This is a genomic window from Gryllotalpicola sp. CP2-P1, from assembly GCF_057512245.1.
Map to the genome: position 1 here is coordinate 1 of NZ_JBLRDT010000230.1, position 3,732 is coordinate 3,732.

The following is a 3,732-nucleotide window of genomic DNA, read 5'->3' on the forward strand; positions in this document are numbered from 1 at the left end:
CGGTCCGCACTGGCGTGCGGACTGCCCGGCGAGATAGTCGATGATCTCGGCCGTCGTCTGCACGGCACAGCGGGTCCGGTCGAGCGCCAGCAGGATGCCGGCACCGGGGTGCGCGCCGTACGGGGTGAGAGCCTCGGGCGAGAGCGCGGTGCCCAGCTGATCAGCGGTGAGCCATGCGCCGTGGTACCCGCCGACCAGCACGGCCGAGATCCGGCTGGGGTCTGCGCCCGTCGCCTCGAGAACGGCGTCGATGCGGGCGCCACCGTGCACCTCGAGCACCTGCGCGCGCGGCACGTCACCGGCGACGGTGACGAGGCGCGTGCCTGGGTCTGCCGCCGTGCCCGCCGCGCGGAACCAGTCGGCTCCGTAGCGGGCGATGAGCCCGATATGGGCGAGCGTCTCGACGTTGTGCAGCAGCGTGGGACGCCCGCGCAGCCCGGACTCGCTGAGGCGTCCGACTGGGTCGCGTGGCAGCGGCCGTCCCGTCGCGATCGCGTTCACGACGGCGCTCGCCTGACCGGAGAGGAAGGTGTCGGCGGCGGCGGTGACACGGATGCCCGCGCCATCCGCGCGCTCGGCCACTGCGCCGTGAATCGCCGAGAGCCCCGGCTCGCCCGCGTACAGATAGAGCTCGCTCGCCCCCACCGCTGCGGCTGCGGCGAGCAGGCCGTCGATGACGAGATGCGGTGCGTTCCTGAGCAGCGTCTCGTCCTTGCGGCTGAACGGCTCGCCTTCCGCGCCGTTGCCGATCACGACAGGGCGTGCCCGCGGCGAGGAATCCCGTGCGTCCGCCGTCGCGGCGAGCTTGCGCCATGCGGCGAATCCTGCACCGCCCCGCCCGATCAGTCCGGAGGCCTCCAGCTCGGCGAGCAGTCGTGGCGCGGCAGCCGCCGGATCGAACGCCCCGAAACGGGCGAGGTGCCGTGCGAAGTCGGCGTCGGGGCCCGCCGCGAGCAGCCGGGAGACGATGACGCGGGTTTCCGGCTCGCGGGCGGCCGTGGTCTCGATGGTCATGATGCCCTCCAGATCTGCGGTTCGGCGAGTGCGGTCGGTCGCATCGCAGCCGCAGGGGCAGAGCGCCGCGGCGCCTCCTGGAAGCGCGAGGAGAGGCGCCACAGCACCGCGCAGATGACGAGGAGCGTGGCGGCTGCCGCGCCGGCGAGGAACCAGGCATCCGCCCCGTTCGTGCCCTCGAAGACGCCGTGCAGCATCGCTACCGGCCACATCGCATAAGCCAGCCAGTGCACGGCTTTGAAGGCCCGCACCCCGATCACCCGGCGTGCCAGGGCGGTCACGACGATCGCGATCAGCAGGTCGAGTGCGAGCGTGCCCATGCCGAGCCAGAACGGGTTGTCCGTGCCGAGGAACGGCACGACGACATCCGTCAGCGTCAGCTTCGCGAACGGATCGAGCAGCAGGGTGCCGATGTGCAGCGCCAGGAAGGCCACGGCGAGCAGCGAGGCGTTGCGGTGGATGAGGGAGAGCGCGAAGCGGGGGATGCCGGGCAGGGCGCGCCCCGAGCGGGTGAGGATCCCCGCGACGAGCGAGACGGTCAGCAGCACCAGGTCGGCGATGCCGCTGCCGCGCCCGAAGGCCCACATGACGTCATCGAACATGACCGGCCTCCTCAACGGTGCGTGCGGCCCGCGGCCACCCGCCGATGGCGTGGACGCGCCCGGCCCTGCTGACGAGGCGCGCGGCATAGCCGAGGCTGTTGATCCACTCGATGGCGCGGGGCCCGCGCACGATGGCGGCCGTCGAGACCGCGTTCGCATTCAGGCAGCTGTCGGCGACCACGGTCACGCTGCGCCAGGTTTCCGGCGCGGGCAGCCCGCTGCGCGGATCGAGGATGTGGTGCATCGGCCGTCCGGCCGCCGTCCAGCGTCGCCGCTGTGTGCTCGAGGTGGCGATCGCCCAGCCGGGGCTGAGCGAGACCTGCTGCGCGGGGTCGCCCGGCACGTCGCACACGTCGATCTGCCACGGGCCGTCAGGGCCCGGGCCTGAGGTGGCGATGTCGCCGCCGAGCCCGACCAGCACGCCGCAGCCGAGCTCGCGGCTGATCAGCGCCGCGGCGTGGTCCGCGGCCACCGCCTTCGCGGTCGCGCCGAGGTCGAGGGCAAGTTCGTCGGGCACAGTCAGCGTCGTGCCGTCGAGGCGGACGCGCCGCCACTGCTCGCCGAGCGGTGGAAGCAGGCGGGTCGAGACCGAGAAATCCGGGCGCGCCTTGACCTCTGCCAGATCGCGGTCGTAGCCGAGCTGCGCCAGCCGGTTGCCGAGCGTCGGGTCGACGCTTCCCCTGGTGCGCTCCGCCACCCGCAGCGCGGCGTCGACGAGTCGCGCGAGCAGCGGCGAGACGGTGATGCCGCCGCTCGCGCGCCCCGTCAGCAGGCTGAGCTCTGAGTCGGGGCGGAAGCGGCTCGCCGCCCGCTCGACCTCGAGAAGAAAGGAGTCGAGGATGCCGCGGGCGGCGGCGAGCTGGGCGGCATCCGTCACCGTGAGCACGGCATCAGTGCCCCAGACGGTCCAGTCCATACGCTGGGCGCTCTGCGTGCTCATGAGCCCGACGTGCTTCCGTGCGAGGTGCTGCCGAGACCCGAGCTGACGCCCGAGGATGACTGCGACGTGGAGGTCGAGGAGCCGTCCGAGCTGTCTGTGCTCGTGTCGCTCGTGCTGCTCGTACTGCTCGTGTCGCTCGAGGTGGAGGACGTGCCCGTCTCCTGGTGGAAGAAGACAAGGCCGAGTGCGGCGGTTGTGCCGAAGGCGACGAGGCCGACTCCGCTGACGATCGCCGCGGCCGCGCGCCTTCCTCGTGTACGGATGTCCATCGGAGTCCCTCTTTCTTCGTGAGGACTCCAGAATCGGCGCGGCTTCTTTCGCCTTTCTTATTTCGTCTGCGCTCACGCCGTGTGGTTCCTATGACTCGCATAGGTCTCGTGCGGACGGCGCATGGCGAGCCAATCGCTCTTCATCAGGCGACAGGAGATGCCGATATGACCGGAGCGGCATGGTGCGCGGCGACAACTGAGGGCGGAATACCGCAGGAATAACGTCGCCTACTGTCGCCTCGCGCCGCTGTCAGAGGGCAACATGGCATCGACTGTCGCCTTCGGCGTGGAGGCTACGACTCGGATGCGAGCGGCAGGCGGACGCGGACGAGCCCACCGTCTCCAGCGGTGTCGACGACGGCGACGCTGCCATCGTGGCGATGCGCGACCTCGGCGACCAGTGCCAGCCCGAGGCCGTAGTGGCGCTCGCCGCTGCCGCCTGCCTCGGCCGGCCGCGCGCTCGCGAAGCGCTCGAAGACGCGCTCTGCCGCCCCGGCGGGGAAGCCAGGACCGTCGTCGCGGACTTCCAGCCAGGCCTCCTTGCCGTGGTTCGACACGGCGATCTTGATGCTGCTGCGGGCGTGGTCGAGCGCGTTGCTCACGAGCGCCAGGGTGAGCCGCGCCAGCGAAACCCGCACGCCCGAGACCGTCACCCCGACATCCCCCGTGCGCTCGATGACGATGCCCCGCTCACCGGCCTCGGCGCGGGCGCCCGCGGCCACCTCGTCCGCCACGCGCGCCAGATCGAGCGTGATGCGCTCGGCATCCTGACGCGGATCCGCGGAGATCAGCAGATCTTCGAGGATGCCGGTCAGCGCCTTCGCGTCTGAGACGATCTCGTCGAGCCCTTCGCGCACGGTGTCGGGCGCACGCACCGGCGAACCGGCCGGCTGCTCGCCGTGCGGCG

Annotated in this window: 5 protein-coding genes; 1 reads left to right on the forward strand and 4 read right to left on the reverse strand. The window is 71.7% G+C overall.

What is annotated here, in order from left to right:
• The 3 genes from ACM2XV_RS13285 to ACM2XV_RS13295 all read right to left on the reverse strand — a co-directional run.
• Window positions 1–1,014 (reverse strand): NADH-ubiquinone oxidoreductase-F iron-sulfur binding region domain-containing protein (locus ACM2XV_RS13285; protein ID WP_487027274.1); only part of this gene is annotated, 1,014 nt, incomplete at its 3' end.
• Entirely contained in the window at window positions 1,011–1,616 is a 606-nt protein-coding gene (locus ACM2XV_RS13290) for a ferric reductase-like transmembrane domain-containing protein (protein WP_487027275.1), read from the reverse strand. The genes ACM2XV_RS13290 and ACM2XV_RS13285, both read right to left, overlap by 4 nt.
• A complete protein-coding gene (locus ACM2XV_RS13295; protein WP_487027276.1) occupies window positions 1,606–2,556 on the reverse strand; it encodes an FAD:protein FMN transferase in 951 nt (316 codons plus the stop codon). The genes ACM2XV_RS13290 and ACM2XV_RS13295 overlap by 11 nt, the downstream gene beginning before the upstream one ends.
• 66 nt (window positions 2,557–2,622) lie before the next feature.
• On the opposite strand from ACM2XV_RS13295, the gene ACM2XV_RS13300 reads away from it, so the two are divergent.
• Complete coding sequence (locus ACM2XV_RS13300; protein WP_487027277.1) at window positions 2,623–2,847, forward strand: hypothetical protein; 225 nt, start codon at window positions 2,623–2,625, stop codon at window positions 2,845–2,847.
• 271 nt (window positions 2,848–3,118) lie between these two features.
• Here ACM2XV_RS13300 and ACM2XV_RS13305 read toward each other — a convergent pair.
• Window positions 3,119–3,732, reverse strand: a 614-nt coding sequence (locus ACM2XV_RS13305) for a sensor histidine kinase (protein ID WP_487027278.1), incomplete at its 5' end; no start/stop codon positions are given.